We start from the raw sequence: 24,739 nt of genomic DNA, 5'->3' as shown, positions 1-24,739 counted from the left end.
CGAACCCCGCGACCGCGAGCGAGCCCGTGCCGTCCTCCGGCGGGTGAGCCGCCGCGCTACCAGAACGAAGCAGGTCTGAACCGATGTCCTCGCCAGGCTCCACCCCCGATCCCCGGCCGGCCTCCCCGGACGGCTCCCGCGCGCGAGATCTCCTCGCCCGCAAGTGGGGGTACCTGCTGAGCGGCGCCGAGATGATCCCGCTGACCGCCGAGGAGCTGGAACGGGAGCTGCGCGAGCAGCTCGACGTCCTGTGCGCGGTGCTGACCCGCGACCCGCTGGACCTCGCGGCGGTCGAACGGGTCGGCGGGCACGTCGTCTCGCTGGGGCACGTCGGCGAGGACGGCTTGCGGCACACCGCCGAGGTGCTGGCCGCCGGCCTCCCCGCGCTGCCGGAGTTCCAGCCCGCCGGGGCGCACGCGGACCGGATCACCCGCGCGATCGGCGCGCTGGCCACCGGTTTCCTGGTCGCGAACCGGCGGTCCGTGCTGGAGCAGCAGGAACGGATGCAGCTCTCGCTGCTCAAGGCCGTGCGCGACGCGAAGTGGAACCTCAAGGAGAGCCAGGCGCGGTTCGACGAGGTGGTCACGTCGTCGGCGAGCGGCATCGTGATCGTCGGCGTCGACGGAGGGCTCATCCGGGTCAACAGCGCGATCTGCGACATCCTCGACCTCACCGCGGGTGAGCTGATCGACAAGACCCTGTTCGACCTCGTCGACCCCGGCACGGTCGGGAAGCTGCGCGCCGCGATGCTGGCCGTGGTGGAGGGCAGGCAGGACCGCGTCCGGCAGTCCCAGCGGCTGGTGCGCAGGAACGGCGACGTCGCCCGGATCTCGCTGACCGCGTCGCTGCTGCGCGACGCCGACGGCGAGCCGGGGCACTTCGTCGTGGTCGTCGAGGACGGCACCGAGCTGGTGTTGCTCCAGAGCGAGCTGAACCGGCAGGCGTTGAACGACGTGCTCACCGGCCTGCCGAACCGCCAGTTCTTCAGCAGCTACCTGGAGGGCGCGGTGCGGCGGGCCGACCCGGTGCACGGCGTGACGCTGCTGCACCTGGACCTCGACGCGTTCGGCATGGTGTGCGACAGCCTCGGCTGGCGCACGGGCGAGCGGCTGCTGGTGCACGTCGGGCAGCGGCTGAAGTCGTTGCTGGCGCTGGAGAAGGCGATGGTCGCCCGGTTCGACGGCGACGAGTTCGGCATCCTCGTAGAGAACACGGCCGCCACCCCGGACATCGCCACCATCGCCGCCGCCGTCAACCGGGAGCTGGCCGAACCCCTGTACGTCGACGGCCGCGGCCTGGCGCTGTCGGCGTCGATCGGCGTGGCGCGGGGTTCGGCGCGCGACCAGGACCACACCGAGCTGCTGCGGGCGGCCGACCAGGCGTTGCGGCGGGCCAAGGCGGAGCGGCGCGGGCAGTGGGTGCTGTTCGACCCCAACCAGGACACGGCGGCCCGGTCGACGCACGCGCTGGCCGTCGGCATGCCGGGCGCGTGGGAGCAGGGTGAGCTGTCCGTCCGCTACCGGCCGGTGGTGCGGCTGTCGGACGGCGTCGTCGACGGCGTGGAAGCGGTGCTGCTCTGGGAGGGGCCGCAGCGGCCCGTGGCGCACGAGCGGTGCGTGGAACTGGCCGAGATGACGGGCCTGATCCTGCCGCTCGGCGAGTGGCTGCTCGGCACCGCCGCGGGCCAGGTCCGGTGGTGGGGGCAGGGCGGCGGCGTCGCACCGCCGCTGACCGTCGCCGTGACCGCGCACCAGGCGTCCGACGCGGACCTCGTGTCACGGGTGGTGCGGGTGCTGGAGAACACCGGTCTGCGGGCGGACCGGCTGGTGGTCGGCGTCCCGGTGGGCGTGGTGGCGGTGCCCGAGGCGGCGGACAACCTCGGCGTGCTGGCCGAGATGGGCGTGCGGACGGCGTTGGAGGACTTCGGCCTGGGACCGGACGACCTGGCCGCCGCGCAGGGCTTCGGCGTCCGCTCGGTTCGCGTGGCCAAGCGCCTGGTGGACCTGGGGACCGGGAGGGGCGCGGGGTTCGCGAACGTCCTGATCCCCGTGCTGCACGAGACGGGTGTGCTCATCGCCGTCGACGGCGTCACCACGGAGGCGCAGGCGACCTGGTGGCGGGACCGGGGCGCGGACGTGGCGACCGGCCCCCACTTCGGGCCGGACCAGCCCGCCGCGGCCTTCTACGAGGGCCTCCAGGTCCACCTGTAGTCGAGCCCGTCGACTCACGGGTCCGCGAGCAGGGCGCGGGGGACCACGTCGTGGAGCCAGGCCTCCGACTCGTCCAGCGACCAGCCGAGATCGTCCGTGCGGATGAAGTAGGCCGCGTTGCAGAGGTGCAGCCAGAGCAGGTCGACGGCCCGCGCGACGTCGACGCCCTCGCGGAGCGCCCCCAGGTCCGCCAGGCGCTGGGCGGAGTGGCCGAAGCCCCCGCGGATGCTCTCGTGGGCTATCCGCTGGCACTCCCGGACGCTCGGCTCCCGCGGCGCCGCGGCGGCGACCTGCCGCATCAGGTCCGACCACTGCTCGAACTTGACCCTGGTGGCGTGGACCAGGAACCGGACCAGGACGCGGGGATCGTCGATCGCCTGGATCCCGGCGATGATCTCCTCGATGTCCTCGGCCTCGGTGCCGGACTCGATCAGCTTGCGCAGGATGCCGTTCTTGCCGCCGCCGACCGCGTAGACCGTCGCGGGCGCCACCCTCGCCGTCCTGGCGATCTCCTCCACCTTGGTGCCGAAGTACCCCTTGCGCACGAAGAGGTCGTGGGCGGCGTCCAGGATCGCCTGCTGCGTGGCCTGGGCGTACTCGGCCCGCCTGCCGACGGGCGCGGTGTTGTTCGGCGGAGGTGGCACGGGGTGGATCATATCTGGCCAGTGTTCGCCAGAGTCGGCTCTGATCATCAGAGAGCGATATTGTGGATCAACCGCGGTCCGCGGGAGCCCACCGTTCGCGTCGAGGTGGTCGACGCGCCCCAGCCAGGAGTCCAAGCACATGCGAATGCTGTTCAGCGGAAGCCCCTCCGCGGGTCACCTCCTCCCGATGATGCCGATCGCGGACGCCGCCCGCGCGGCCGGGATCGAGACGGCGGTGCTGACCTCGCCCGACCTGGCCCCGCTGGTCGCCCCGACGCGCGTGCTCCCCGCCGGACCGTCCATCGAGGACCTGCTCGGCGAGACGACCAGGCGCACGGGGGCGGACCCCGCGCAGCCCGGCCCGGCGGCGGTGGAGCTGTTCGCGGGCGTGCGCGTCGACCTGACCTTCGACGACGCCGTGCGGCAGGCCGACGAGTTCGGTCCCGACCTCGTCGTGTGCGAGGAGTTCGACTTCGTCGCCCCCATGGTCGCCGCCGCGCTCGGCGTCCCCTGGGTCGCGCACGGGATCTCCGGTTCGGTGCCCGGACCGCTGATGGACGCGATGCGGGAGCGCCTGTCCCGTGAGTACCGCGCCCGCTCGCTGACCCCGGTGCCGAGGATCGCGTTCGTCGACCCGTACCCCGACGTCCTGCGGTCGGCGGATGTGCCGACGGCGAGCGACCGGATCACCATCCGCCCCTCGGTGAACGAGCACGGCGCGGAGCGGACCTCCTGGCAGGGCGTCGAGTCCGAGCTCCCGCTCGCGCTGGTCACGGTCGGGACCACGGTGCTCGACGACGCCGCCCTGTCCACGCTCACCTCGTCGGTGGCCGCCGCGGGCTTCACCGTGGTCGTGACGGCGCGGGCGGACCAGCTCTCCGGCGACGCCGACCCGCGGGTCCACCCGGTCGGCTTCGTGCCCCTCGCCGAACTCCTGCCGACCGTCGACCTCGTCGTCACGGCGGGCGGGACCGGCACGCTCCTCGCCGCACTGGCCTACGGCCTCCCCATGGTCGTGCGCCCCTTCGTGGCAGACCAGCCGTGGAACGCCGCCCGGCTGGCCGACCTGGGCGCGGGCATCGTCATCGACGACCCGGCGGAAGCGGGTGACGCCGCCCGGCGGATCGCGGAGAACCCGAAGTACCGCGAGGCGGCTCGCGGCGCGGCGGCGGAACTGGAGTCGATGAACTCCGCGGAAACCGTGCTCCAGCACCTCCTGGGCCTGGTGGGCCGGTCCGCGGGCTAGTAACCGTCGAGCAGGGCGTCGAGGGCGGCCTTCGCCTCGGCGGGGGTGGCCCCCGTCGCCTCGCGCCAGGTCCTGAGCGCGGCGAGTCGGTCACCGGCGCGGGCCTGCGCGACGGCGGTCCTGGCGTGCGGCGGGTGACCGGGCAGGTGCGCGGGGACGGGGCGGCCTCGGGGTTCGCCCGACCGGCCGCTGGGGTCGTGCTCGTCGAACGCGGGGTGCAGGTCGCCCATCGGACGGCGGTCCGGCGGTGCCGTGCTGATCGCCGTCAGCTCCCAGGCGGGGCCGTCGTGGCGGATGCCCAGCAGGCCGGGGTCGTCGAGCAGCAGGCAGACGTTCCGCACGACCTCGTGCTGCATCGCGCGCACCACGTCGGTGAGGTCGTCCGCGTCGGCGCCCGAGGCCAGGACCCGGTGCAGCGCGGCGGCCGTCGGGTGGTCCGGGGCGGTGCCGGGCGGGGTGCCGCGGAACCAGGACTCGATCCACGCCGGGACCCCGTCCACCCGGCCGTCCTCGTCGACGACGAGGCTCCACAGGTCGGTCAGGAACAGGTCTCGACCGCGACCGGCCCGGTCGTCGTCACCGCTCATCGGACGATCCTGGCACGGGTGGGTGTGCCGCACCCACCCCGACGCGTCCTCCCCGGACGGCGCCCCGAGCGCGATGCTGGAACCCGAACGCCCCGCGGACCACCGACGACAGGAGCACGGGACCGTGTCAGAAGCCCTGGAGATCACCACCTTCGCGCCGGCGGGCGACCACACCGGCGCGGACTTCGTCGCGGCCAACGCCGACATCGACGACTACCTCCGCCGTCAGCCGGGGTTCCGGTGGCGCAGGACCACCGTCCGGGACGACGGGATCGTCGTCGACATCGTGGCGTGGGGGACCAGGGGCGAGGCCGAGTCGGCCGCGCGCGGGATCACCACCGAGATGGGCGGCTCGCCGGTCCACTCCCGGATCGACCAGGGCACGGTGGACTGGCAGATCGTCGAGGTCCTGCACAGCCTGTGAGCGACGGCGGGCGGCGCGGGGCGTTCGGTGACCGCGAACACCCCGGCGCCGTTCGGTCCTCTGTGGACGCTACCGGCACGGCCCGGCCGCGCACAGCCGGGACATCACCTCCTCGGGGTCGAGGTCCCACCTGATGACGCGCGGGTCGGGGCCGGAGGACGCGAGGTCGTTGGCCGGGTCGAAGACGACGGCGTTGACGGGGCCGGTGTGGCCGGTCAGCGTCGCCACGTGCGTGCCGTCGCCGACGTGCCACACGGTGATCAGGCTGTCGTTGGCCGCCGCCGCCACGGTCGTGCCGTCCGGGCTGACCGCGATCGACTCGACCTCGCCGCGACCGGTGACGAGCGTGCGCTCCTCGCCGCCCTCGTCCCACAGCGCGACCTCGCCGCCCGTGTCGCCCACGGCCAGCAGCGACGAGTGCGGGACCGCCGCGATCGACTTCACCGCCGGACCGCCCTCGCGCACGACCGAGACGGCCCCGGAGGCCGGGTCCCAGCGCAGCACCCGGCCGTCGGCGCCGCCGGACGCCAGCGCCGACCCGACGAACGCCACCGCGTTGACCGGGCCGGAGTGGCCGGTCGGCAGGGTGCGGCCGGGTTCCGCGGAATCGAGGTCCCACACCACGACGGAGGCGTCCGTGCCGCCCGTGGCCGCCTGCCCGCCGGACGGGCTCAGCGCCAGGCTGGTGATCCCGCCCTGGTGCCCCTGCCAGGTGCGCACGAGCCGGTCACCGCGCCACAGCGCGAGCGTGCCCTCCACGTCCGTCGCCACGAGTCCGCCGTCGGGGCGGAACGCCAGCGCGGTCACGTGCGCGGGGACGTCGATCCGGCCGACCTGCCTGCCCTCGCGGTCCCACAGCAGGATCATCCGGTCCCGGCCGCCGGTGGCCAGCACCTGCCCGTCGGGGGAGAGCGCGATGCCGTCGGGTGGGCTGGTGTGCCCGGTCAACGGCGGCAGCGGCACCCGCCAGAGGCTCACGTTCTCGTCGCCGCCCGCCGCGAAGTGGGAGCCGTCGGGGCTGAGCGCCGCCGCGTGGAACGGGTGCGTGCGGGTGATCAGCCCGGTGAGCCACCCGCCGTTCGGCACCGACCACCAGCGGATGCTGCCGTCGTCGCTGGTCGACACGACCTTCGTGCCCGAGGCGTCGAACTGCACGGACCACACCGATCCCACGTGCCTGCGCAGGCCGGACTTCGCGCCGGTGGCCAGCACCCGCAGCACCACCTGGTAGTCGTCACCACCGGACGCGAGCGTGCGGCCGTCGTGGCTCAGCGCGACGGTGCGCACGGCGGCGTCGTGGTCGGCGAACGCGCGCGGCACCCCGTGGTCCACGACCAGGACGCCCCCGGCGCCCGCGACCGCGAGCACCGCGCCGTCGTCGCTGACCGCGAGGCCGTTGACCTCGCCCAGGTCGTGGGCCACGTCGCCGGTCCGCGTCCAGTCCTCGGTCCGCCACAGCGAAACGACGCCGTCGGCCGACGCGGTCGCGGCGGTCCGGCCGTCCGCGGTGAACACCAGCGCCCGCACCCCCGCCTCGACGGTGACCGTCCTCAACGGCAGGCGCGTCCTGGTGTCCCACAGCACGATCCGGCGGTCGTCGCCCGCCGACGCGAGCACCGAGGTCCCCGGCTGGAACGCGAGCGCCCGCACCGCGCCGTCGTGCTCGGCCAGCACGGCCGCGGCGTCGGCCGCCGCGGTGGCGCGCAGCAGGACGGCGTGGTCGTCGCCCGCGGTGGCGAACACCGTGCCGTCCTGGTTGAACGCGACCGCGCGCACCGGCCCCCGGTGGTCCTTCAGCACCGTCCGCACGGGTTTGTAGGCGGCGGTGCTGAGCAGCGCGCCCCGTGCCTCCGCGGTGGGGGAGGTGCGGTACGCGGACACGGCCAGCAGCGCGGCGGCGTCCGGCCAGGACGCGCTGAGGTCCTGCGCCTGCACGGCGATCTGGCGCGACTCGGCGACCAGCCGCTCGCGCACGGCGCTGCGGCTCTGCACGACGGCGATCGACGCCACCACCAGGCACACCACGGCCAGCGCGGCCAACGCCTTCACCAGACCGCGCAGTCTGCGCGCGCCGCGGCGCTCCGCCTCCCGCTCGGCGCTCTCCTCGTCGACCGCGGCCCGCAGGAACTCCCGCTCCAGCTCGTTGGACGACACCGCCCACTCGATCCGGCCCGCCAGCTCGCGCATCGCGGCGAGCCGGGCGCCCCGGTACAGCAGCCCCGGATCACGGTCCGTCGACTGCCAGTCCGCCGCGGCCGTGGTGAAGTCGCGGTGCAGCCGCAACGACTCCCGGTCCTCGTCGATCCACTCGCGCAACCGGGGCCACGCGCGCACCACGGCCTCGTGCGCGAGTTCCACGACGTTGTCCGCGACCACGACCAGCCGGGCGTTCGCCAGCACGTTCACCACGTGCGCGGTGTCCGTCGGCTTGCCCGCGGCCAGCACCTCGTCCAGCGGCGCGCGTCGGCGCAGGTCGTTGGCGTCGTCGTAGGTCTGCACCAGCCGCAGCAGCACCGCGCGGGCGACCACCTGGCCCCGTGGCGACAGTTCGGCGTACGTGCTCTCCGCGGTCGCGGCGACGGCCCCCGCCGCCCCGCCGCTGGCCCGGTACCCGTCGAGGGTGAGCGTGCCGCGCTCGCGCCGCCGCCACGTCTCCAGCAGCGCGTGCGCGAGCAGCGGCAGACCGCCCGATCTGCCGCGCACGTCCGCGATGGCGGCGGCGAGCATGTCCGGCTGCACCTTCAGCCCCGCCCGCGCGGCCGGTCGTTCCACGGCCGCGCGCAGGTCGTCGTCGGTCATCGGCCCGACCAGCACCTGCGCGTCCCGCAACGACTCCACGAGCGCGGGCAGCGCGGCGCAGTGGCCGAGGAAGTCCGCGCGCACGGCCAGCACCACCCGGTGCTCGCCGCCGAGCAGCGAGGCCACGAACGCCTCCCGTTCGGCGGCGTCCGGGACGTGCGTGAACAGCTCCTCGAACTGGTCCACGACAACGAGGTCGGCCTCACCGCCCCGCCACGTCGCGGGCGTGGTGGTCAGCACGGTCCAGTCGTCCAGCGCGGGCAGCAGACCCGCGTGGATCACCGACGACTTGCCCGATCCCGACGGCCCGAACACCCCGACCACGCGCTGCCTGCGGACGCGCTCGACGAGGTCGGCGACGAGGTCCTCCCGGCCGAAGAACCGCTCGGTGTCCTGCCGCCCGAACGGCTGGAGTCCTGGGTACGGCGGGAAGTCGTCGCCCTCACCGGTGGCGGACAGCCGCCACCGCTCCTCCCACTCGGCCACGTCGCCGCCGCACGCCCGGACGTAGGCGAGCGCCACGGCCAGCGACGGCAGGTGCTCGCCGCCCGCCGCCTCGCTCAGCGCCGTGGCGGAGTAGTGCGCGCGCTGCGCCAGCGACCGGTAGCTCGGTGAGCCCGCCTGCTCCCGCAACCGCCGCAGTTCCCACGCGAACCGCTGCACAGGACCGCTGTCGGGGTCGATGGAACGTTCTCGTCTGCCCACGGATCTCCTCGCCGCTTTGACTTCTTTTGATTGACCAGCGCCAGCGCTGCTGCTGATCAACCCCGTCCGCTCTAGACCTGGTGTGCACCGGGACGAGCGGGAGTGATCATGGGCAAACGTTGGCGCACGGTAGTTCTACTGGTCTGCACGTACGCGTTGGTCGCGGCGTTGCCGGTACGGGCGGAGGAGGCCGACGACCTCGTGCACAGCAGGCCGGTCGACGCGTTCACGCTGACACCGGACTGGAGCCTGGAGCCCTACGCGGTGAAGCTGGAGGCGGCGCTCGGCACCACCAGGTCGGTCGCGGCGGTGCTCGGAGACGCCAACCGGCCGATCGAAACCTGTTCGGCCACGCAGCAGCAAGCGCTTCCCGAGCACTACGCCCGAACGGACTTCCCGCTGGGATCCGGGCAGATCCTGCACAGCAGCGACCGGTTCTGCTGGGACGAGGGCGACAGCAAGGTCACCTACTGGGTGCCGCAGGGCATCACCGGCTCGTCCGACGCGGACGACGACGGCCTGTGGGGCGAGAACCGCGTCATGCTGGTCAGTTGGTACTACGACCTCACGGGCCCGGACAAGGGCGTGCGGGTGTCGTTCCTGGACGTGGCGAACCGCAGGTACCGGCACGTGCTGCTCGTCGAGCCGACGCGGACGACGACGCCGAACTACCAGGCGGTGCCGATCCACGCGGGCGGGTTGGCCTGGCTCGGCCACTACCTGTACGTGACCGACACGGTCGGCGGGCTGCGGGTGTTCGACGTCAACCGCATCCTGGAGGTCTCCGACGCGCAGGACGTCATCGGCAAGAGCGGCAACGCCTACTACGCCCACAACTACAAGTACGTCCTGCCCCAGGTGGCGTCGTACGTGCACTCCGTCGCGGAGAAGTGCGTGCCCAGCGCGACGCAGTTGTGCTTCTCGTCGTTGTCGCTGGACCGCAGCACCACGCCGGACACGCTCGTCGTGGGCGAGTACCGCGACGAGCGCAGCGCGGACGCCGCGGTGGACGGCGGTCGCGTGGTCCGGTACCGGGTCGACGCGAGCACCCGGCTGCCGGTGCTGACGAACGGCAAGGCGGTCGCGCACGACGCGGTGACCAGCCCGCGCAGCAACGTGCAGGGCGTGCAGACGTGGGAGGACCGCTACTACTTCGGCCGCAGCTCCAACCGGCAGCACAGTTGGATGTACTCCGCCGTGACCGGCGGGGCGACCACCACCAATAGCTGGGCGGTCGGCGGCGAGGACCTCTACCACGAGCACGGCCCCGGCATCACCGCCGGGAAGCTCTGGACCGTCACCGAGCACGCCTGGTCCGTCGACCGCGGCACGTTCATCGACAAGCGCGCGATCTTCGCCGTCCCGCTCACCGAGATCGACTGAGCCCACCGGCGTCGTCCCGCCGCCTACACCCGCTCGCCGTCACCGGCCGAGCCACCAGGACCCCGCCCCTCGCGGAGGGGCGGAAGTCGTCACAACGGAGAGGTACACATGCGCAAGATCATCTTGTCCCTGTCGATGGCCGTCGCGGCCGTGATCGGCCTGGCGATGCCCGGCACGGCGATGGCGGTCGACTACGAGACCGACTACGCGGTCGTGGGCACCCCGCCGTCGGGCGAGCTGCTGAGGTGCGACGTGCTCAGGGTGGGGGTCCAGGTCTGCTTCGAGGTGAGCGGCGACCGCTGGTGGGTGCTCGACAACGACTCCGACGGCAAGTCCGCCATCGTGGACTGGGAGAACTACCGCGGCGGTTCCCTCTACCGCAGCGGCCGGTGCGTGAACAGCCACACCGCGGGCACGTGGGCCTCGTGCAACAAGAACTACTACGAGGGCAGCGTCCTCTACGGTCGCGCGGGTGTCTGGAACCGCAGCACCGGCGCCGAGCCGGTCTACGCGGGCTGGCTCCAGTTCATGTGACCGGCTCCTCCGCCGCTCGGTCCTTGACGAGCGCGCACCGCTGACCGTCCCGGTCCGCCGTTCGCACCACCGGCGGGCCGGGACCCTGGCGTACGGCGGGACCGCGGTGGGCCAGGTGCCGTCCCCACGCCCGGCCGGGCCGTTCGACGTAGCGGTAGGTCAGCACGCACAGCGGTAGCAGCACGACGTAGAACGCCACCTCGACCACCACGTCGTCCCGCGGTCCGCGGCCGACCGTGCCGTCGCTCACCGCCAGCAGCACCGGGTGCACCAGGTAGACCGAGTAGCTGATCGCGCCCAGTCCCAGCAGCAGGCGCGGCGTCCGCAGGCGGCGCGTCGCCAGTCCGACGCCGAAGGTGGCCAGCGCCAGCAGGAACGCCGCGATCCAGCTCTGCCGGGTGAACCGGGCGTCGTCGCCCGACCACCAGGCGCTGCCGACGGCGCAGGCGACCACGACGGCGGTCGCGCAGGTCGCGTGCCACCAAGGGGTCTGACCGCTGTCGGCCCGGTACACCGCCGTGCCGAGGAACATCACGGCGAGGATCACCACGCCCTCCCACACGGTGACGGTGCCGTTGGTGGCGACCAGGGCGAGCGCCAGCACGCCGCCCAGGACGCCCCCGACGACGCGCAGCGCGGGCGATCCGGCGCAGGAGCAGCAGATCGCGGCCACGACGGCGATGGAGACCAGCGCGACCAGCGCGCCCGTGCCGACGACGCCGGAGAGCGCGGAGGCGGGCAGCAGGATCCCCGCGCTCGCGGCGGCGACCACGGCCAGGACGACGGCGACCGCGGCCGACCGCCGGTGCAGCCGGACCGTGAAGAGCCCGACGACCAGCAGGTAGAACGCCATCTCGTAGGAGAGCGTCCACAGGACCATCAGGAGGTTGGGCGTTCCCAACAACTCCTGGAGCAGCGTGACGTGGGCGAGGGCCGTGGTGGCGGCGTTCTGCCCGGTGCGGATCTTCGCGAGCCCCAGCAGCCCGGCGACCAGGAGCGCGGTGACGACCACCGCCCACAGCGGGTAGATGCGGAACACCCGGCCGATCCAGAACGCCCGGACGCTCCCCCTGCGCTCCAGGGAGGCGGGGATGATGTACCCGCTCACGAGGAAGAACACCATGATGCCGTACCTGCTGGTGCTGACCTCGTGCACCAGTTCCCGCCGGAACTCCGGCAGGTACGAGTACGACGAGTGGTCGAACACCACGACGAGCGCCGCGATGCCGCGCAGCGCGTCCAGCCAGCCGAGCCTCGACGGATCGGCGGGCACGACGGAGGTGAGCGGCTCGGTGGTCGACCGCTCCGGCGCTCGGGGAGGTCCGGGTTCCATACCTCCGTCACGAGCCGCACCCCGCCGAGGTTGTACGGCGGCGGTCGTCCACCGTGCGGGCTCGGCGGCGCGAGGAGGACAGGAGTGCTGCTGTGCAGGCGAAACGCGCCGAACCGGGAAACGCATTCCACGCCGACGCGACTATCCTGGCCGCGTTCGCGATTCCGCGCGACCGGACCATTCCCGGTTGGTGCATCCGACTCAGGCAAAGCGGTATTCACCCGCCATTAGTTCGGTAGGTTCCCGAAATAAATGGCCTTCGCTGCGCCGTTCGTCTCAACTTTTTGTCTAAACCAGCCGACTTTCGTTGACCTCGAACGAAAGTGTTCGTAACTTTTGACTTCGGCGATGTCCCTGCCATCCCTAGAGGAGCGACGATGCTTCCGTATGTCGCCATACGCGGTCGCGCGTTCACGCGGCCGTTCTCCCTGTTGATAGTCCTGCTGGTGGCTTTCCTGGGCCTGGTGGTCGTCCCACCCGCCCGTGCCGCCGTCCCACCGCAGGAACCCGGCGTGACGCTGCGGGTGTTCGACGTGCAGACCAGCATGAACCGGTTGTGCACGCTGAAAACGGGCCAGACGCCCAACGTCGACAAGCTGATGTCGACGATCAACTGGTCCACCACGGCCGAGTTCGTCGTCAACGACTACTTCGTGTCCGAGGTGACCGGCAACATCAACATCACCACGGCGGGCACCTACCAGTTCCGGCTGACGAGCGACGACGGCTCGCGCCTGTCGATCGACGGCAACCGCGTGATCGACAACGACGGCCTGCACGGCCCCACGGCCGTGACGGGGTCGGTCAACCTGTCGACGGGCTACCACGCGCTGCGGATCGAGCAGTTCGAGAACGTCGGCGGCCAGCAGATCACCCTGGACTGGCAGCCGCCCGGCTCGTCGAGCTTCGTCCTGGTGCCGAACTCGGTGCTCAGCACCGATTCCGGTGTCGTCCGGGTGACCGCGCCCGGCCGCAAGGAGTGCGTCGGTGGCACCGACACGCCCGGTGACGGCCTCCCGCTCGACAGCGTGTACCCCGGCTTCACACTGACCAACCTGCGGCCCAGCGGTTTCCAGCCGCAGGTGACCGGGATGGACTGGCTGCCCGACGGCAGGCTGGCCATCGCGACCTGGGGCGGTTCGACCAAGACGCTCGGCGAGGTGCACCTGATCAGCAACGCGACCGGGGGCACGGACCCCTCCCGCGTGCGGACGCAGCGCATCGCCAGCGACCTGAAGGAGCCGATGGGCATCAAGTATGTCGACGGCAAGCTGTACGTGTCGGAGAAGAACCGGCTCGTGGAGCTGAACGACACCAACGGCGACGGCGTGACCGACAACTACCGCACGGTCGCGACCTGGCCGTTCGGCGGGAACTTCCACGAGTTCGCGTTCGGGCTGCTGTACAAGGACGGCTTCTTCTACCTGAACCTGTCGGTGTCGATCAACGAGGGCGGCGCGACGACCGACCCGCAGCCCGCGCCGAACCGGGGCACCACGCTCAAGATCGACAAGAACACGGGCGCGGTGTCCTACGTGGCCGGTGGTCTGCGGACCCCGCACGGCATCGGCTGGGGTCCCGAGGGCGACGCGTTCGTCACCGACAACCAGGGCGGCTGGCTGCCCGCGTCGAAGCTGGTGCGCGTCAAGCAGAACCGGTTCTTCAACCACTACATGAACCCGGCGGGCCCGTACGACTCGCAGCCGGTCACCGCGCCGGTGGTGTGGTTGCCGCACAACGAGATCGCCAACTCGCCGAGCAACCCGGTCCAGTTGACCCAGGGCGTGTTCGCGGGCCAGATGGTCTACGGCGACGTGACCTACGGCGGTCTGCAACGGGTGTTCCTGGAGAAGGTCAACGGCGAGTACCAGGGCGCGGTCTTCCGCATGACCCAGGGCCTGGAGTCCGGCGTGAGCCGCATCAGCGTCGGCCCGGACGGCGCGATCTACACCGGCGGCATCGACGGCGGCGGCAACTGGGGCCAGCCGGGCAAGCTCGCCTACGGCTTGCAGAAGCTGACCCCGAACGGCGTGTCCGCGTTCGACATCCTGGCGATGCGCGCGGTGCCGGGCGGGTTCCAGTTCGAGTACACGCAGCCGCTGTCGGCCGCGACCGTCCAGGACCTGGCGGGCAAGTACCAGGTCCAGCAGTGGCGGTACGCCCCGACCGTCGCGTACGGCGGCCCGAAGCTCAACGAGCAGACCCTGTCCGTCGAGTCCGCGACCGTGTCGGCGGACCGCAAGACCGTCACGCTCAAGATCCCCGGCCTCCAGGCCGGTCGGGTCGTGCACGTCCGGTCGCCGCGTCCGTTCGCGTCCGAGGCCGGAACGCCCCTGTGGAGCACGGAAGCCTGGTACACGCTCAACTCCCAGGTCGGTGGCGTGCCCACCGCCGTGACCTACGAGGCGGAACGCGCCGCCATCAGCGGTGGGGCCGAGATCACCACCAGCCGCCCCGGCTACACCGGGACCGGCTTCGTCTACGGCTACTGGAACCAGGGCGCCACGACCACGTTCTCGGTGAACGCGGCGACCGCGGGCGCGCACAACGTGTCGCTGCGCTACTCGAACGGCCCCAACCCCTCCGCGGGGACCAAGTCGGTGAGCGTGTACGTCAACGGCACCAAGGTCAGGCAGGTGAGGCTGGCCAGCACGACGACCTGGGACGAGTGGTCGACACAACCAGAGACGCTCAACCTGAACGCGGGGAACAACACCGTCGCGTACAAGTTCGACTCCGGCGACGTGGGCAACGTCAACCTGGACAACATCACCGTCACGGCGGTGCAGCGGGTCCAGTTGTTCGGCGGGACCGACCTGAACGCGTGGGAGAAGCGCGCGGGCGGCGCGGCGACGTGGCCGGTGTCCGGTGGTTCGGTGGAGTCCAACGGCGGTGACATCCGGACCAAGGAGAAGTACGGCGACTTCCGCCTGCACGCCGAGTGGAGCGAGCCGAACTACCCGTCGTCGGTCACCGGCCAGGCCAGGGGCAACAGCGGCATCTTCTTGCAGGAGCGCTACGAGGTCCAGATCCTGGAGTCGTTCGGGGACACCACTCCCGCGAACGACGAGGCGGGCGGGATCTACTCCAAGAGGGCGCCGGACCGGAACATGGCCACGGCTCCGCTGACGTGGCAGACCTACGACGTCACCTTCCGCGCCGCCCGGTACGACAGCGCGGGCGTCAAGACCGACAACGCCCGCGTCACTGTCGTCTGGAACGGCACGGTCGTGCACGACAACGTCGAGATCAACGGCGGCACGGGCGACAACATCGCCGAGGACGCGTCGCCGGGGGCCATCAGGTTGCAGGACCACGGCGACCCCGGTGAGAACCCGAGGTTCCGCAACATCTGGATCGAACCGATCGCCTAGCGGGACGGGTGCCTGCCGGCTGAGGACTCGATCAGCCGGCACGGCCACCCGCGGAACGGCTGTGCGCCGCGGCGGTGTCCGGAGTCGTGGTTCCGGTGCCGCGGGCCGGGGCGACCCGGCGGAGTTCGACCGAGTTCCCGGTGCCGCGAGGGCTTCTCGCCCTCGCGGCACCGCTGCTTTTCGGGCACCTCCGACCCTCCACCCACCTCTCGGCGCATTCGGCCATAAAGCCGTTCCCCACCCCCTGCCGGGCTTGTAGCCTCGAAACGAGAAATGAATCGTTTCAATCCGAGCGCGGACCGGCCTCAGGGGTGTGTCCACGGGGTTGGGGGCTGGGGTGGCTGGCCGCTTGCGGGGCTCGTGGTTCCGGATGGTCGTCGTGGTGGGCGCGGTGGTGCTGCTCCCGGTGAGCCCGGCGGTCGGGACGAGCGCAGGCGCGGCGCACCTGGCGGTCGGCGCGCTGCGCGTCGACCGGGCGGTCGACCCGATCAACGTCGACACCACCACCCCCGCCCTGTCCTGGCAGGTGACGTCGCGGGACAACGGCGAGCGGCAGACGGCGTACCGGGTGCTCGTCGCGAGCAGCCCCGACCTCCTGCGGCGCGGTCGGCCCGACGTGTGGGACACCGGGCGGGTCGAGGGGGACGGGGTGGTGTCGGTTCCGTACGGCGGCCCCGAACCGCGGGCAGGCGGGCGGTACTTCTGGACCGTGCAGGTCTGGGACTCGAAGGGACGGCGGTCGGCGCTCGGAGACGTGGCCCGGTGGGAGACGGGGCTGCGCGGGGACTGGCAGGGCGCGGGCTGGATCACCCCCGACACGGCCGACGACAAGACGTGGGCGGACTTCACCCTGGACGTCGACTTCACCGTGCGGGCCGCGGCGGCGAGCGTGGTGTTCCGCGCGGAGGACGCCTCCAACTACTACCTCTGGCAGGTCAACGCGACCACCACCCCCGGCAAGGTGATGCTGCGGCCCCACGTCCAGGTGGACGGCCGCTTCACCACCCTCGGTGAGGTCGACCTCGCCCCGGTCGTCACCCCCGACACCCTGTACGCCCGGCACCACCTGAGGGTCCGGGCCGCGGGGACGACCATCACCACCTGGGTCGACGGCGTCCAGGTCGACGTGCGCCAGGACGCGGCGCACGCGCGGGGGACGCTGGGCTTCCGCTCCTCGACCAGCGGCGGCGTGCCGGAACGGGCCCGCTACGACAACCTCGCGGTGCACGACCTCGCGGGCGCGCCGCTGTTCTCCGACGACTTCTCGACCGACCCCGACCCGCTGTTCCCGCAGACCACCGTCGTCGACGGGCAGCTCGAACCCACCGGCGACCCGACACTGGTGCAGCGCGACCCCGCCGCCCCGATGCTGCGCAAGGACTTCACCCTCGACAAGCCGGTCGCCAGTGCCCGCGCGCACGTCTACGGCCTCGGCTTCCACGAGCTGCGCCTCAACGGCGGCAAGGTCGGCGACCGCGTGCTGACGCCCGCCAGCACGCCGTACGACCGGCGCAACCTCTACGAGACCTACGACATCACCTCCGCCGTCCGAAGTGGACCGAACGCCGTCGGCGTCTGGCTCGGCAACGGCTACGGCGCCCGGTACAACCCGTACGGCTTCCGCTGGCTCGGCCCGAAGCAGGCCATCGCGCTGATCGAGGTCACCTTCACCGACGGCAGCCGTCGGAGCGTCACGACCGACGGGACCTGGAAGTGGTCGAGCGGGGCGGTGCTCGCCAACGACATCTACGCAGGCGAGACCCACGACGCCCGGCAGGACCAACCGGGCTGGGACGCGCCGGGCTTCGACGACTCCCGGTGGCTGCCGGTGCGGACGGCGTCCGCACCGAGCAACGACCTGGCGCCCAACACGATGCCCGCGATGCGCGTGGTGGACACGCTGCGCCCGGTGGCGCTCACCGAACCCCGGCCGGGGGTGTTCGTCTACGACCTCGGCCAGAACATCGCGGGCTGGGCCCGCCTGCGCGTCAAGGGACCGGCGGGAACCGCGGTCAGGATGCGCACCGCCGAGGAGCTGGGCCGGGACGGGACGCTCGACGTCACCACGAACCGGAACGCCGCGGCGACCGACACCTACGTCCTGGCAGGCCGCGAGCAGGGCGAGACCTACGAGCCCCGGTTCACCTACCACGGCTTCCGCTACGTCGAGGTCACCGGCTTCCCCGGCAGGCCGACCGCGGAGAGCCTCGACGGGCGGGTGGTGCACGCGGACGTGAGGTCGACCGGCACTTTCGAGTCGTCCAGCGAGATGCTCGACCGGATCTGGCGCAACAACCGGTGGAGCGTGCTGAACAACTCGATGAGCCTGCCGACCGACACCCCCGTCCGCGACGAGCGGACCCCGCCCGCCATGGACGTGCAGGCCTACCACGAGGCGTCCGTGCGCGAGTTCGACCTGAACTCCTTCTACGCCAAGTACCTGCGGGACCTCCCGCCCGGCACCGCGCTGCCCAGCGACGCGGTCAAGGCGCAGTACCCCGACATGGCGGGCGGGCAGGTCACGCTGGCCTGGACGCTGTTCGAGCAGTACGGCGACCGCGCGACCCTGGCCGAGACGTACCCCGCCATGAAGGCGTTCGTGGACCGGAACGCCGCCGACGTCCCGTCCCGGATCTGGCCCGCGAACCAGGGGTTCGGCGACTGGTGCCCGCCCGACCACGGCCCGGAGTCCAACGGCGGCATGGGCAGCCCGTCCGCAGGCGACTGCTTCAGCGAGGTGTCGCTGGTCAACACCGCCCTGTCGTTCCAGCAGGCGGCGAACGTCGCCAAGGCCGCCGACGCGCTCGGCCACCCGGACGACGCCCGCCGCTACACCGACCTCGCCGAGAGCATCAGGACCGCCTTCAACGCGCGCTTCCTCAGCGCCGACGGCACGACGTACGGCAGCGGCCGCCAGGTCACCAGCGTGCTGCCGCTGGCCTTCGGGCTGGTGCCCGCGCAGAACGTCCGCGCGGTGGGGGAGCGGCTGGTGGACACCATCCTGACCAAGGACGGCGGCCACCTCGACACGGGCATCTTCGGCACCCGCCACCTCGTCGACGCGCTGGCGCGGATCGGCCGGGTCGACGTCGCGATGACCGTCCTGCACCAGGAGACCTATCCGGGGTTCGGCTTCGAGATCGCCCACGGCGCGACGACCTCGTGGGAGCAGTGGCTCTACAGCTCGTCCATGGAGACGCACGACCACGCGATGTTCGCCGGGGTCAACGCCTCCCTGTACACCGTGCTGGGCGGGATCAGGCCGACCGCGCCCGGCTACCGCACGGTGGCCATCGCTCCCCGGGTGCCCGCCGGGCTCGACCACGTCTCGGCGTCCCTCGACACGGTCCGCGGTCCGGTCTCCTCCACGTGGCGCAGCACCGATCGCGAGTTCACCCTGACGGTGACCGTCCCGGTGACCTCGACCGCCGTGGTCGAGGTGCCCCTGCGAGGTGGTCGCCAGGTCCGGGCCACCACCGGCGCGGAACTCGTGCGCGTCGACGGCACGACGGCCCACTACGAGGTGGGAGCGGGGACGTGGACGTTCCGCGTCCGGTGAAGGACGTCACCGCGCCGCGGACCGGATCTCGCACTCCTTGGCGTGCTCCATGCCCAGGGAGATCGACTGCTCGTCGTTGTTGGGGCCGCCGAACGCGTAGCTGACGATGGCCTCGCCGGGTTCGTTCACCACCTCGACGTACCGGACGCCCTTCTCCCGCAGGCACTGCACGACCCGGTTGGCGAAGTCGACCGCCTCGGGGTTGGTGGCGTCCCGCTCCCACGGCGGCAGCGGGTCCTTCGACTCGCACGTCTTGAGCGCCCGGTCGACCTCCTCCTTCGACGGCTCGGGGCGTCCGCTGCCGGGTTGTGCGCGCCCCTTCGGGTCCATGCCCAGCTCGGCCATGCACCGCTTCCACGGTGCCACCAAGGCCTCGTAGTCCTCGGGGGTCATGTCGAGCCGTTCCCGCGGCCGTTCCTCCGTGGGCGCGGAGGCCGACGCCGCGGTGCTCGCCGGGGTCGACAGGGACGCGACCTCCGGCGCCTTCGGGCCCTGCGCGGAGCAGGCCGTGAGCGCCGCGAGTGCCAGCAGCGGGACGAGCGTCTTCATGGATGTCCTTTCACGGTGCGGAAAGTGCCTGGGTCGGGGTGAGCCGCGCGGCGCGGATGGACGGGTAGAGGCCTGCGAGGGCACCGACGACGAGCGCGGCGAGCAGGCCTCCGGCCAGGGTGGGCGAGGGGATGACGACCGGCCAGTCGTGCACCGCGGCGTAACCCGCGACGCCGAGCACGCCGAGGACCGTGCCCGCCGCGCCGCCGAGCACGGACAGCAGGACGGCCTCGGTGAGGAACTGGCCGCGGATGTGGCCGCGGGTGGCGCCCAGCGCGCGGCGGAGGCCGATCTCGCGGCGGCGTTCGAGCACGGAGATGACCATCGTGTTCGCCACGCCCACGCCGCCGACCAGCAGCGCCACCCCCGCGAGGCCGAGGAACAGCGCCGAGTAGGAGTTCTGGGTGGCGCGCTTGGCGGCCAGCGCGTCGGACGGGCGGCTCACCTGGACCAGGCCGGGGACCTCGGGGTGCAGGGTCGCGGGCAGCACGGCCCGGACGTCCTCGATGGACTCCTCCAGCGCCTTCACGTAGACGACGGTCGGGTGGCCGTCGAACCCCAGCTCGTCGCGGGCCGCCTGCCAGCCGACGAGCACGGACCGCTCGATGTCGGGAGCCAGCGGCATCGGGTCGAGCACGCCGATCACGGTGAACCACCGGTCGCCGACGTACACCGCCGGGGTCGCGTCGTCGCGGACGTGGCTGATGCCGAGCCTGCTCGCGGCCACGTGGCCGAGCACGACGGTGGGGAACGCCCCGTCGGTGAGGAACCGGCCGCTCCGCACCCGGCCGTTGACGGTCTCCAGGAGGCCGGGGCTGCTGGCCAGGACCGCGATGTCGGAGCTGTGCGCGGGGTCGAGCCGATCGGAGCGCCGGACGCGCGCGTGGGTGTTGGCCACCGCGGCGGACGCCGTCACCGGGCCGATCCGCGCCGCCATCGCCGCCGCCCCCTCGGGCAGCAGGACCGGGTCCTCCTGGCGGGGGGACGGCTGGGCGCGCAGCGTGTTCGTGCCCAACGCCGTCAGCTCGTCGAGCAGCGCCCGCTGGCTGGACGCCGGGATGCCGGTGACCACGACCATGGTGGCGATCCCGAGCGCGATGCCCAGCGCGGAAAGCGCCGCGCGCGGCTTGCGGGTGCTCAGGCCGAGCGCGCCGAGGTGGAGCAGGTCGAGCGGCGACAGGCGGGGCGGCTTCACGGCGTGCTCCCGGTGTCGGCGACGATCCGCCCGTCGCGCAGCTCGACGCGGCGCGGCAGGCGGCGGGCGATCTCGCGGTCGTGGGTGATCACCGCGATGGTCGTGCCCTGCCGGTTCAGCTCGGTCAGCAGGTCCAGCACCGCGTGGCCGTTGGCGGTGTCCAGCGCGCCGGTGGGTTCGTCGGCCAGCACCAGCGCGGGCCGGTTCACGACGGCGCGGGCTATCGCGACCCGCTGCCGCTCGCCGCCGGAGAGCTGGTGGGGGAGGTGGTCGGCGCGGTGCTCCAGACCGACGCGGGCGAGGGCCTCGAGGGCGGGCGCGCGGCGGGCCCGGCGCGGCACGCCCGCGTAGAGCAGGCCCGTGGCGACGTTCTCGGTCGCGGTGAGGCCGTCGGCGAGGTGGAACCGCTGGAACACGAACCCCAGCTTGCGGCCCCGCAGCGCGGAGAGCTGCCGGTCGGGGAGCCGCGAGACGTCGTGGCCGTCGATCTCCACGACTCCGCGCGTCGGCTGGTCGAGCGTGCCGACCAGGTGCAGCAGGGTCGACTTGCCGGAGCCGGACGGGCCCACGATCGCGAGCAGTTCGCCCGCCTCGACCCGCAGGGACACCGAGTCGAGCGCGGTGACGCCGCCGGGGTAGCACCGGGTGACGTCCCGCACCGAGAGCACCGGGGTCACTGCGCGGTCACCACCTGGAGGCCGTCGACGATCCCGTCGCCGCTGACCTCGACCCTGTTCAGCGAGTACAGGCCGGTCTTGACGGCCTTGAGCCCGCCGTCGGGCAGTTGCAGGGCGTACCCGCCCTCCTTGAGCGCGATCAGCGCCTCCAGCGGCACGGTCAGCACCCCCGTGCGGCTCTCGGTCGTGATCTTCACCTGGACCGGCGCCGTCGCCAGGCCGGTGACGTCGTCCGGCCGGTCGAGGGTCACGACGACCTCGACCCTCGGGTCCTGGCCGCCGTCCGGCGGGGGCGCGAGCGGGGCCGTGGAGGCGATCTTCCCAGGGGTCTCCCTCCCGTCGGGGAGCACGACCAGCACCGGCGCGGCGGCCGTCACGCCACCCGCGTCCGGCGCCGGGACCCGTGCTGTGACGAGCCGGGTCGTGGGCGTGACCTCGAACAGCTCCTCGGTGGGGGTGGCGCCGAGCTGCGCCTTGACCGACGCGACCCGCGCGGGACCGTCGAGCACCAGCACGCGGCCGGGGTCGAGCGCGCCGGTCTGCTCGACGCCGACGGCCTGCTGCCACCTCTTGAGCGCGGCGACGACCTTGGGCGTGAACTCGGCCTTCGTGTCGTCGTCCGGCCGGAGGCCGACCTGGTGGCCCAGCGCGGCGAGGTTGTCCATCAGCACGGCGACGTCGGAGCCCTTCGTACCGGGCGCCTCCAGCCTGCGGAAGAACGGCGTGGCGCCGAAGAAGACCGTCACCGGCTGGTCGTCCACCCGGAACAGCACCTCGCCGCGTTCCGCGACGTCGCCCACGGCGGGCAGCTTCGTCACCGTGCCGGTGCCGGTTCCCTTCACCGGGCGCGGCGCGCCGAACCCGAGCTCCGCGGCCAGCGACCTGGTGTTGGCGAGGTCCGCCTTCCGCACGGTCGTCGTCTTGACGGCGGGCGCGGGCGGGTCGGCGGCGGGCGGGCGGCTCCGGAGGAGCGGCACGGCCACGCCGATCGCGGCGATCACGACGAGCGCCCCGGCCGTGGCGACGGCCGTTCGACGGAGGGTGGTGCGCATGCCGAGATGGTCGACGGCGATTGTGAGGGACCTGTGGGGAACCGGTGATCGTGGTGAGGGCGAACTTATGATCCGTCGGGTGAACCCCCTGATCCTGGTCGCGGAAGACGACGAGAACCAGGCCGAGCTGGTGCGGCGCTACCTGGAGCAGGACCACCACCGGGTCGTCGTCGTGCATGACGGGCGCGAGGCGCTCGACGTGGCCCGCACGCGGCACCCGGCGCTGGTGGTGCTGGACCTGATGCTCCCCGGCCTTGGCGGGCTCGACGTGTGCCGCGCGCTGCGGGCGGAGTCCGACGTGCTGGTGATGATGCTGACGGCCAGGTCAACGGAGGACGACCTGCTGCTCGGGCTCGGGCTGGGCGCGGACGACTACCTGACCAAGCCGTTCAGCCCGCGCGAGCTGGTGGCGCGCGTGCGGACGCTGCTGCGGCGGCAGCGGGGCGAGAAGCCGGAGCCGGTGCTGCGGGCGGGCCCGATCGAGGTGGACCCGGTCCGGCACGAGGTGCGGGTGCGCGGCGAGCGGGTGGAGTTCACACCGGGGGAGTTCGGCCTGCTGGAGATCCTGGTGTCCGAAGTGGACCGGCTGTTCAGCCGCGAGCAGTTGTTGCGGCGCATGCACGGTTTCGACCGCTACCTCACCAACCGCACGATCGACACGCACGTGAAGAACCTGCGCCGCAAGATCGAGGTCGACCCGCGCGAACCCGTGCACCTGCTCACCGTGTACGGCATCGGGTACAAGCTGACGGCGGGTCGCGCCGGTGCGCCGTAGCGTCTTCGCCAGGGTGCTGGCGGTCGCGGTGCTGGTCGCGCTGTGCTCGATCGCGGCGACGGCGTGGCTGGCGACGCAGTTGACCCGCGCGTCCATCGAACGCGAGCAGGGCCGCGAACTGGCCGCGGACAACCGGATCTACGCGACGCTGCTGGAGCACGCGACCCGGCACCGCGACTGGTCGGACGCGGGCGGGGTGCTGGCCTCGCTCGTCGAGGCGAACCCGCACCGCCGGATCACGCTGGTGGCCAAGGACGGCGGCACGCTGGCCGACGTGGGCGGTGACCGCGGTCCGCTGCCGTCCACGGCCGCGGCGGTGGTGGACGCGCTGGCCGTGGACCCGGTGCTCGTGCCGGACGCGCCGGCCGACCGCGTCGACGAGCGGGTGCTCGGGCCGTTCCGCACGCCGATCCAGTTCCGCGAGCGGGAGGACCGCACGGGCTCGCTCGGTTGCCTGCGGGACACCAGGAAGGGCCGGGACGCGAAGGACTGCCAGGAGTCGCGGCTGTCGTTCGACACGGCCGCCGACTTCGCCGCCCTGCTGGACCTGGAGGACATCGCCAACGGCTGCCTGGCGCGCAAGGGGCTGCCCGAGGTCGAGCTGGACCCGGACTTCACCCCCGCCCGCAAGCAGAGCACGGGTTCGGGCGTCCCCGACGAGCCCGCCGTGGCCGGGTGCGTGGCCGCCTCGCGCAAGGAGCAGCTCGCGCCGTACGTCGCGCCGCCCGCGCTGCTGTACCTCTCGTCCCCCTCCACGGCCGCGATCTCCCTGTCCGGCAACGGGTGGCAGGTCGCGGGCGCGGCGGGCGCTGTGCTGCTCGTCGCGGCGGGCGTGACCGCGCTGGTGGGCGCGCGCATCACCCGTCCGCTGCGCGCGTTGACGGCAGCGGCGCGGCACATGTCCGACGGCGGCGTCGCCCCGCCGGTGCGGGTCAGCGGCCACGACGAGGTCGCGGACCTGGCCAGGGCGTTCAACACCATGGCGGCCAACCGGGCGCGGCTGGAACAGGCGCGCAGGGCGGTGGTCGGCGACGTCGCGCACGAGCTGCGCACCCCGTTGAGCAACATCCGCGGCTGGCTGGAGGCCGCCGAGGACGGCGTCAGCGACGGCGGCCCGGAGCTGACCGCGTTGCTGCTCAAGGAAGCGCTGGTGCTGCAACACGTCGTGGACGACCTGCAAGACCTCGCCGTCGCGGACGCGGGCGAGCTGCGCCTGGTGGTCGAGGAGGTGCCGGTGGCCGAGGCGTTCGAGCAGGTCCGCGCCGCACACGGACCGCAGGCGGCGCAGGCCGGTGTCGTGCTGTCCGCCGCTGCTGCGGAACTGGTCGTGGTGGCGGACCCGGTGCGGCTGCGGCAGATCCTCGACAACCTCGTGACGAACGCCCTGCGGTACGTGCCCGCGGGAGGGTCCGTCGCGCTGGCGGCCACCCGCGACGGCTCGGACGTGCTGATCACCGTGGCGGACACCGGCGGCGGGATCGCGGCCGACGACGTGCCGCACGTGTTCGACCGGTTCTGGCGCGCGGACAGGTCCCGCGCCCGCGCCACCGGGGGGAGCGGGCTGGGCCTCTCGATCGTCCGCAAGTTCGTCGAGGCGCACGGCGGGTCGGTGGCGGTGGCGAGCACCCTGGGCAAGGGAACCACGTTCACCCTGCGCTTCCCGACGTGACCAGGAGAGGGCCGCACCCCGGGC

General features: G+C 72.7%; 17 protein-coding genes. 9 read left to right on the top strand and 8 right to left on the bottom strand.

Annotation, left to right across the window (positions count from 1 at the left end; genetic code table 11):
* Nucleotides 1-83 precede the first annotated feature (83 nt).
* On the top strand, nt 84-2,210 hold the full coding sequence (locus NZH93_RS02965) for a putative bifunctional diguanylate cyclase/phosphodiesterase (protein ID WP_259621304.1): 2,127 nt from the start codon (nt 84-86) through the stop codon (nt 2,208-2,210).
* A 14-nt stretch (nt 2,211-2,224) separates the two neighbouring features.
* On the opposite strand, the gene NZH93_RS02960 is transcribed toward NZH93_RS02965, so the two are convergent.
* Complete coding sequence (locus NZH93_RS02960) at nt 2,225-2,854, bottom strand: TetR/AcrR family transcriptional regulator (RefSeq protein ID WP_259621303.1); 630 nt, start codon at nt 2,852-2,854, stop codon at nt 2,225-2,227.
* A 139-nt stretch (nt 2,855-2,993) separates the two neighbouring features.
* Here NZH93_RS02960 and NZH93_RS02955 point away from each other — a divergent pair, with 139 nt between their 5' ends.
* Complete coding sequence (locus NZH93_RS02955; protein ID WP_259621302.1) at nt 2,994-4,100, top strand: glycosyltransferase; 1,107 nt, start codon at nt 2,994-2,996, stop codon at nt 4,098-4,100.
* On the opposite strand, the gene NZH93_RS02950 is transcribed toward NZH93_RS02955, so the two are convergent.
* On the bottom strand, nt 4,097-4,687 hold the full coding sequence (locus NZH93_RS02950) for a hypothetical protein (RefSeq protein WP_259621301.1): 591 nt from the start codon (nt 4,685-4,687) through the stop codon (nt 4,097-4,099). The two genes, NZH93_RS02955 and NZH93_RS02950, sit on opposite strands and share 4 nt — an antisense overlap.
* Before the next feature lie 124 nt (nt 4,688-4,811).
* Between NZH93_RS02950 and NZH93_RS02945 the strand changes: the two genes are divergently transcribed.
* Entirely contained in the window at nt 4,812-5,111 is a 300-nt protein-coding gene (locus NZH93_RS02945) for a hypothetical protein (RefSeq protein WP_259621300.1), read from the top strand.
* A gap of 69 nt (nt 5,112-5,180) precedes the next feature.
* Here the strand turns inward: NZH93_RS02945 and NZH93_RS50500 are convergent, their stop codons facing one another.
* Nucleotides 5,181-8,615 (bottom strand): nSTAND1 domain-containing NTPase, encoded by a 3,435-nt coding sequence (locus tag NZH93_RS50500; RefSeq protein WP_259621299.1) that lies wholly within the window; start codon nt 8,613-8,615, stop codon nt 5,181-5,183.
* Nucleotides 8,616-8,723: 108 nt separating this feature from the next.
* On the opposite strand from NZH93_RS50500, the gene NZH93_RS02935 reads away from it, so the two are divergent.
* Both NZH93_RS02935 and NZH93_RS02930 read left to right on the top strand, forming a co-directional pair.
* Nucleotides 8,724-9,998 (top strand): hypothetical protein, encoded by a 1,275-nt coding sequence (locus NZH93_RS02935; protein WP_259621298.1) that lies wholly within the window; start codon nt 8,724-8,726, stop codon nt 9,996-9,998.
* 108 nt (nt 9,999-10,106) lie between these two features.
* Complete coding sequence (locus NZH93_RS02930) at nt 10,107-10,532, top strand: hypothetical protein (RefSeq protein WP_259621297.1); 426 nt, start codon at nt 10,107-10,109, stop codon at nt 10,530-10,532.
* Here the strand turns inward: NZH93_RS02930 and NZH93_RS02925 are convergent.
* A complete protein-coding gene (locus tag NZH93_RS02925; RefSeq protein ID WP_259621296.1) occupies nt 10,525-11,865 on the bottom strand; it encodes an acyltransferase family protein in 1,341 nt (446 codons plus the stop codon). The genes NZH93_RS02930 and NZH93_RS02925 overlap by 8 nt on opposite strands.
* Before the next feature lie 377 nt (nt 11,866-12,242).
* Here NZH93_RS02925 and NZH93_RS02920 point away from each other — a divergent pair, with 377 nt between their 5' ends.
* On the top strand, nt 12,243-15,239 hold the full coding sequence (locus NZH93_RS02920) for a 3-keto-alpha-glucoside-1,2-lyase-like domain-containing protein (protein ID WP_259621295.1): 2,997 nt from the start codon (nt 12,243-12,245) through the stop codon (nt 15,237-15,239).
* 337 nt (nt 15,240-15,576) lie between these two features.
* A complete protein-coding gene (locus tag NZH93_RS02915; protein WP_259621294.1) occupies nt 15,577-18,798 on the top strand; it encodes a family 78 glycoside hydrolase catalytic domain in 3,222 nt (1,073 codons plus the stop codon).
* A 6-nt stretch (nt 18,799-18,804) separates the two neighbouring features.
* On the opposite strand, the gene NZH93_RS02910 is transcribed toward NZH93_RS02915, so the two are convergent.
* The 4 genes from NZH93_RS02910 to NZH93_RS02895 are packed head-to-tail and all read right to left on the bottom strand — an operon-like array spanning nt 18,805 to nt 22,271.
* A complete protein-coding gene (locus NZH93_RS02910) occupies nt 18,805-19,347 on the bottom strand; it encodes a hypothetical protein (protein WP_259621293.1) in 543 nt (180 codons plus the stop codon).
* A gap of 10 nt (nt 19,348-19,357) precedes the next feature.
* Nucleotides 19,358-20,542 carry an ABC transporter permease gene (locus NZH93_RS02905; RefSeq protein WP_259621292.1) on the bottom strand — a complete coding sequence of 395 codons (1,185 nt, stop codon included), beginning with the start codon at nt 20,540-20,542 and terminating at the stop codon, nt 19,358-19,360.
* Nucleotides 20,539-21,219, bottom strand: coding sequence for an ABC transporter ATP-binding protein (locus NZH93_RS02900; RefSeq protein WP_259621291.1), 681 nt, complete (start codon nt 21,217-21,219; stop codon nt 20,539-20,541). Before NZH93_RS02900 ends, NZH93_RS02905 begins: the two co-directional genes overlap by 4 nt.
* On the bottom strand, nt 21,216-22,271 hold the full coding sequence (locus NZH93_RS02895) for a peptidoglycan-binding protein (protein ID WP_259621290.1): 1,056 nt from the start codon (nt 22,269-22,271) through the stop codon (nt 21,216-21,218). The genes NZH93_RS02900 and NZH93_RS02895 overlap by 4 nt, the downstream gene beginning before the upstream one ends.
* Nucleotides 22,272-22,350: 79 nt before the next feature.
* Here NZH93_RS02895 and NZH93_RS02890 point away from each other — a divergent pair, with 79 nt between their 5' ends.
* The gene (locus NZH93_RS02890; protein ID WP_259621289.1) at nt 22,351-23,046 is read left to right on the top strand and encodes a response regulator transcription factor; all 696 of its coding nucleotides are present in this window, start codon (nt 22,351-22,353) and stop codon (nt 23,044-23,046) included.
* A complete protein-coding gene (locus NZH93_RS02885; protein ID WP_259621288.1) occupies nt 23,036-24,715 on the top strand; it encodes a sensor histidine kinase in 1,680 nt (559 codons plus the stop codon). Before NZH93_RS02890 ends, NZH93_RS02885 begins: the two co-directional genes overlap by 11 nt.
* Nucleotides 24,716-24,739: the final 24 nt, after the last annotated feature.

The sequence above is a fragment of the Umezawaea endophytica genome (assembly GCF_025061645.1).
GTDB classification, from domain to species: Bacteria; Actinomycetota; Actinomycetes; order Mycobacteriales; family Pseudonocardiaceae; genus Umezawaea; species Umezawaea endophytica.
This window is presented reverse-complemented; position numbering and strand designations above follow the sequence as displayed.